At 68.8% G+C, this 6196-nt stretch carries 5 protein-coding genes; 3 read left to right on the forward strand and 2 right to left on the reverse strand.

Annotated elements, in window-relative coordinates:
- The first annotated feature begins 129 nt into the window (after positions 1 to 129).
- Together U3653_RS19455 and U3653_RS19460 are read left to right on the forward strand one after the other, a co-directional pair.
- Positions 130 to 1437 carry a uracil-xanthine permease family protein gene (locus U3653_RS19455; protein ID WP_397070671.1) on the forward strand — a complete coding sequence of 436 codons (1308 nt, stop codon included), beginning with the start codon at positions 130 to 132 and terminating at the stop codon, positions 1435 to 1437.
- A gap of 93 nt (positions 1438 to 1530) precedes the next feature.
- Entirely contained in the window at positions 1531 to 1722 is a 192-nt protein-coding gene (locus U3653_RS19460; protein ID WP_195081061.1) for a DUF3072 domain-containing protein, read from the forward strand.
- Between the two features lie 87 nt (positions 1723 to 1809).
- Here U3653_RS19460 and U3653_RS19465 read toward each other — a convergent pair whose 3' ends face one another.
- Positions 1810 to 3039, reverse strand: a complete 1230-nt coding sequence (locus tag U3653_RS19465; protein ID WP_195081060.1) for an erythromycin esterase family protein — start codon at positions 3037 to 3039, stop codon at positions 1810 to 1812.
- Positions 3040 to 3162: 123 nt separating this feature from the next.
- Positions 3163 to 4107 carry an oxygenase MpaB family protein gene (locus U3653_RS19470; RefSeq protein ID WP_323124286.1) on the reverse strand — a complete coding sequence of 315 codons (945 nt, stop codon included), beginning with the start codon at positions 4105 to 4107 and terminating at the stop codon, positions 3163 to 3165.
- Between the two features lie 216 nt (positions 4108 to 4323).
- On the opposite strand from U3653_RS19470, the gene U3653_RS19475 reads away from it, so the two are divergent.
- On the forward strand, positions 4324 to 5973 hold the full coding sequence (locus U3653_RS19475; protein ID WP_323124287.1) for an acyl-CoA synthetase: 1650 nt from the start codon (positions 4324 to 4326) through the stop codon (positions 5971 to 5973).
- Positions 5974 to 6196: the final 223 nt, after the last annotated feature.

The raw sequence follows: 6196 nt of genomic DNA on the forward strand, positions 1-6196 counted from the left end.
CCGGGCGGCGCGGTGCCCGCGGCGGAACACGCCGCGGGCGTCGACTCGTTCGGCTCCGGCGGCGAAACCAGGACCGCGACGACCGCGGCCCACACAACTGGCCGACCCCCGATGCCGCAGACTGCTCCCATGACGACCCCCGAATCGCGGACGGGATCGATGTTCCGGTGGACTCCGGTCGCCACCGGCGCTGTGATCGCGCCCGACGAGCGATTGACCTGGCCCCGCACGATCGGGATCGGAGTGCAGCACGTGGTGGCGATGTTCGGCGCCACCTTCCTCGTTCCGGTGCTCACCGGGTTCCCGCCGTCGACGACGCTGCTGTTCTCCGGGGTCGGCACCCTGTTGTTCCTCGTGATCACCCGTAACCGGCTGCCGAGCTATCTGGGTTCCAGCTTCGCGATCATCGCTCCGGTCCTCGCGGCCGGCGCGTCCGGCGGAATGGGCGCCGCCCTCGGCGGGATCGTCGTGGTGGGCGCCCTGCTGATCGTCATCGGCGTGGTGGTGCACTTCGCCGGCGCGCGTTGGATCGAAGCGCTGATGCCCCCGGTGGTCACCGGCGCCATCGTCGCACTGATCGGCCTCAATCTGGCGCCGACCGCCAAGACGAATTTCGAGCAGGACGCGATCACCGCGACGGTCGTGCTCGTCTCGATGATTCTGTGTCTGGTGCTCTTGCGCGGGCTGCTCGGCCGGTTGGCGATCGTCACCAGTGTCGTGCTCGGCTATCTGCTCGCGCTCGCGCGCGGCGAGGTCGACACCGCGGCGATCGGGCGGGCGGCCTGGGTGGGATTGCCCGACTTCCACGCCCCGAGCTTCCATCTCGCGGTGATCCCGATGTTCCTGCCGGTGGTCCTGGTGCTGGTGGTCGAGAACATCGGGCACGTCAAGTCGATCACCACGATGACCGGCATCGACTACGACCGGCGCATGGGCCGCGCGCTGGCGGCCGACGGTCTGGCCACGGTGCTCGCCGGTAGCGGCGGCGGCTCGGCGACCACTACGTATGCGGAGAACATCGGCGTGATGGCCGCGACCAAGGTGTACTCCACCGCGGCGTACTGGGTCGCGGGGGCCGCGGCCGTCGCGTTGAGCCTGTCGCCGAAGGTGGGAGCGGTGATCGCCGCCATCCCGGCCGGGGTGCTGGGTGGCGTGACGACCGCGCTCTACGGCCTGGTCGGAATTCTCGGCGTGCACATCTGGGTGAGCAATCGGGTGGACTTCGGCAAGCCGATCAACCAGTTCACCGCGGCCGTCCCGCTGGTCATCGGCATCGCCGACTTCACATGGGTGATGGGAGATCTCGACTTCGGCGGGATCACCCTCGGCGCCGTCGCCGCGCTGCTGATCTACCACGCGATGCGGCTGATCGGGGGATGGCGCGGGACGGCCGCGCCCGACGCCGTGGCGAGGCCGGAGGAACCGACGGTCCGGTGACGGGCGGCCGGATTCTCCGCACCGCTGATTGACGCTCCACGATCCGGGTAGGCGGGAGTCGAACATCTGTTCTGTCGAGTGTGAGGAGCGACGATGGTGCAGCCGAAGCCGGAGAAGGATCCGGACGAGTGGACCACCGGCGACGAGCCGATGACCGGCCCGCAGGACTCCTACCTACACACCCTGGCCCAGGAAGCGGGTGCGCAGGTGCCGGAGGGACTGACCAAGGCGGAGGCGTCACAGCTGATCGATGAACTCCAGCGACGCACCGGCCGCGGCTCCTGACCGCCTGCGGCCCTCCCGCCGAACCGGCGGGAGGCGCTGTGCGCCGGCCGGGCGCGCACTCCGTCGACGCCCCGCAACGTAGGCGGGTCACGGTCCGGCAAGCGAGCGGGTGGGGGTGATGGTCCGGATGTGCAGGAGCACGTCGAACCAGTCACCCAGGCCCGCGCCGGCGATGTGGTGGTCGGTGTCGCGCTCGGGACGGTAGGTGCCGATGACGAGGCGGAGCCTGGCGGGCCGATGCAGCCAGCTCCGGACCGCGCCCGCGGGTGCGGTCCGGAGATCGAGCAGGTAGTCGCCGAGTTCGGGCTGATCGAGCACGGCGTCGGCGAAGCCCGCCGCCGGGGCGGGCACGGCCAGGTCGGCACGGACATTGCCATGATGGAAGGTGAGCGCGACCGAGAGATATCCGCTTCCGAAGTGGTCACGCAGCACCGAGCCCGTACTCGGAAACCGTTGTGACATAGCGGCGACGGTGAGTTCTCGCGCGACGGCGGTGTTGGACACGCCTTCCCAGTACACGATCCGGTGCCCCGTGCGATCGTGCCAGTCCACGATGCGGCGAGCGGCATCGAGCGATTCGGCGGCGAAGTCACGCCGGCCCGAGGCGGTGCTGTTGTCGTGGTATCGCACGATGAGGCGAGCCGCGTCCAGGACTTCGGGCGCGTCGGCGGCAGCGGGCAGCGACGCGACCAGCGCCAACGCGTCTTCGGCATGGTCGGCGAACGGGCGCCCCGGGTGGGTGCCGTTCGCGCGCTGGATGTGCTCGCCCAGCCGATGGGCCGTCACGATCGGATCGTAATGCGATCTCAGCTCCGCGAGCCGTTGCGGTGCGGCACGTTCCACGAAGCGAGTCACCCGCTCGTAGTGCGACGGTTTGGCGGTCTCGGCAGCCAGGCCGACCAGGCGCACCGGGTCGTGCGGATGCGCCGCGTTGAATTCCCGCGCCCACCGCAGAACCGCGAGCGTCTCAGCCGTACGCCACGGCACCCACGCCTGACCCAGGATCGCCCGCGCGTCCCCGGCGCCCGTGCGCGCGTATGCGTCCATGGCCGCCACCACCGATTCGTCATCGAGCAAGGCGAGCGCCCGGAACCCCAGCTTTTCCACGAACAACCGCAGGATGCGGTGTGCGGTTACGGAGAGTTCGTGCCCCGCTCGGGTGGTTGTGCCGACTCCGACGACTACAGCGCCGTCGGCCCGGTCGGCCAACGCCGCGAGGTCGGCGAGTGATCCATCGGCCTCGACCTGCACAAGCGGGTGCGCGAAGTCGCGGATCCAGCGCGCCACATGCGCGGCGTCGTGCGTCTCATCCGACATGATCTGCTCCTGAGAGAACTGATTCGCCGAACCCCGCGCGGGCCACGGAGAACAACGGAAAGTATCTTTGCACTCAAACGTATTTATATTTGATCGCAAAGGTACTTTCGGCAGGGCACGGTGTCAATCGCCCCCCTGGCCCGCTCCCCATGACGCGCCGATGCCAGCCGTGCGAGCAGGGTGGAGGTACTTCACGCGACGTGGCGCGACGGACCCCGCAGCTCTCGACGCCAGCGCGTACAGGCGCAACGCGGACCGGTCACCGCGACGAGGCGGCACACCGAGGAGATCCCGCGCTCGCGGGTGTTGGATAGCGCGCACCACCGAGTCCGGCAGCGCCCGTGGTATCCACGCGTCCGGCCGCAGCACCTGCGGCGCAAGCTGCGCCGCGGCCGGACTCGTGCGCAGCGTGGTCGCACAGGCATCCTCGAGGTAGTCACGGAACTGCGGCAGTGTGCGCGGCATGTACCGGGCCGAAATGCCGTACCGGCCATACCATTCGACGCATTCGCGATAGAGCCGGTCGCTCTCTTCCGGCGTCAGCGGGCGAATGAATGTGTTGATCGCGAAGAAGAGCGTGTCGACATACGTCGCATGCTGGAAGAAGAACACGTCCGGCCGAAGCGCGTGATAGCGGGCGCCCGAATCGTCACCACCCTGCACGTGGGCGTGCCCCGCGTGGATCAGTGAGCGCAGATCCCGGTCGGAATAGGCGATCTGCACCATCGCGTTGACGGTGCGGCGCTTGTGCAACCACAGCCGGTAGGTCACATGCTCGGTGAGCGCCGCCGCGATCGCGGGATGCAGTATCTGCAGGGCCACCGCCCGGGGAAGCGCCAGCGCGAATCGCCGGTCGCCGAGGTACTTCCGCAGCAACGATCCGGGACCGCCGACCGAGACCGCGCGGTTCACACGACTGGAGGCGGTCTGCATATCGGCTTCCGGGGCGCACGCCGCCCGCAGATGCCCTGCGGACAGGTGCCGAGCATCGCTGCGGCCGAGCAGGTCGGAGTCGCGCGGCCACGCAGGAGTGCTCGACAGCCGCGCTGCCGGTTCGGATTCGGACATGCCCAGCTCCAACGATATGTTGATAGAGAATTCACTTTATCCTCTCATCAAGCCTCCGCGGCGGCAATCGCCCACCCCCTCGCTCCAGCGGGTCGAATCGGCATTTATGTGAATGATGATTCTTCTCTCGAGGTAGGCTTCATCGCCGGAGAGCCGCATCGACGGGGCGGCTCGGCGGCTGGGTTCGATCGCCGATCGGCTCACTGGAGGTGTTGGATGACCATGACGTTGCGCTCCCCCCTCGTGGCGCTGCGGTCGGTGGCCGACCTGGTCTCGGCGGCCGCCGTGCTGGCCAGGCGCGGGGTGGTCGATCCGGCGCGGCCGGCGGAGACGATTCGCGTGATGCGTGAAGCCTCCGTGTACGGCCCGTTCGTCACCACGCTGGCTCATGCCACCCGCACCCACGGGGCAGCACCCGCGATCGTCGACGAACGCGGAACACTCACGTTCGATCAGCTCGACGAGCAGTCCAACGCGCTCACCCGCGGGCTCGCCGCCGCCGGAATCGGCTCCGGCACAGTGCTCGCCGCACTCTGCCGCGACCACCGTGGAATGGTCCTGACCCTGCTGGCCGCCGGGAAACTGGGCGCCCGCGTGGTCCTGATGAACACCGGCTTCGCCAAGCCGCAGCTCGCCGAGGTCGCCGCCAGAGAGAACGTCGGCGCGATCCTGCTCGACAGCGAATTCCTCGAACTGCTCGGCGCGGTGCCTGGACGGGTGCCGCGCATTCTGAGCTGGGTGGACGAGAGCGACGCCGTCGAGCCGGGCACACCGACGATCGACTCGCTCATCGCCGCCAACTCGTCCGCGCCGCTGCCGCCACCGCAACGCCCCGGCGGCATCGTCATTCTGACCAGCGGAACAACCGGCACTCCCAAAGGCGCCCCGCGCGAGAAGGTCTCGCCTTTGCAGTCCGCGCAGTTCCTGCACCGAGTGCCGTTTCCCCGCGACGACACGGTCGTGATGGCGGCCCCCATCTTCCACGGCACCGGCCTGTCGCAGTTCACTCTCGGCTGGGCATTGGGCAACAAGATCGTCTTCCAGCAGCGCAGATTCGATCCGCGCCGGACGCTGGCCAACGTCGCCGAGCACCGCGCCGCCACCTTGGTGGTGGTACCGACCATGCTGCAGCGCATCCTCGACCTCGGACCCGCCGTCCTCGAGCAGTTCGACACGAGCGCACTGCGGGTGATCTTCACCGCGGGAGCGCCCGTCTCGCCGGACCTGAGCCGGCGCACGGCCGCCGCCTTCGGTGATGTGCTGTACAACCTCTACGCCTCGACCGAGGTCGCGGTCGCCGCCGTGGCCACCCCGCACGACATGCGCGTGGCGCCGGGCACCGTCGGCAGACCCCCGGTCGGCTGCCGGGTCGCGATCTACGACGCGCAGCGCAACAGGATCACCACGCCCGGCGAGGTGGGCACGATCTTCGTCTCCAGCGGGCTCAGCTTCTCCGGCTACACCGACGGACGCAACAAGGAAATGGTCGACGGATTGCTGTCCAGCGGCGACGTCGGCCACTTCGACGCCGACGGCCGGTTGTTCATCGACGGCCGTGACGACGACATGATCGTCTCCGGTGGCGAGAACGTCTACCCGCTGGAGGTGGAGAACCTCTTGGCCGACCGTCCCGACGTCCTCGAAGCCGCGGTCGTCGGCGTGGAGGATCGCGACTTCGGTAAACGGTTGCGCGCGTTCGTCGTGCCCGCCGAAAACGCCACGCGCGACCCGCAGGAGATCAAGGACTACGTCAAAGCGAACCTGGCCCGCCACAAGGTGCCTCGCGACGTGGTGTTCGTCGACGAATTGCCGCGCAACGCCACCGGCAAGCTGATGCGCCGCAAGCTGGAGGAAGCCGACATCTGACCGGAGTTCGCTGTTGCGCTGCCGGACGGCGGACGCGGTCCGGCAGCACGTTCGCTCCCGCTACCGTGCCGCGCCATCCCCCAGCGTCGTCATGTTGCCGCTGTTGTAGGCCATCACCTGCGTATCGTCGTTGTCGGCAAGTGATTCCCGGATCGCGACCTGCGCGGCATGCGGCAACGTGTGCATGATCTCGCGCACCCGCTCCTTCCGCCGCAACACCGCC

The organism is Nocardia implantans, from assembly GCF_035544775.1.
Lineage (GTDB): Bacteria > Actinomycetota > Actinomycetes > Mycobacteriales > Mycobacteriaceae > Nocardia > Nocardia implantans.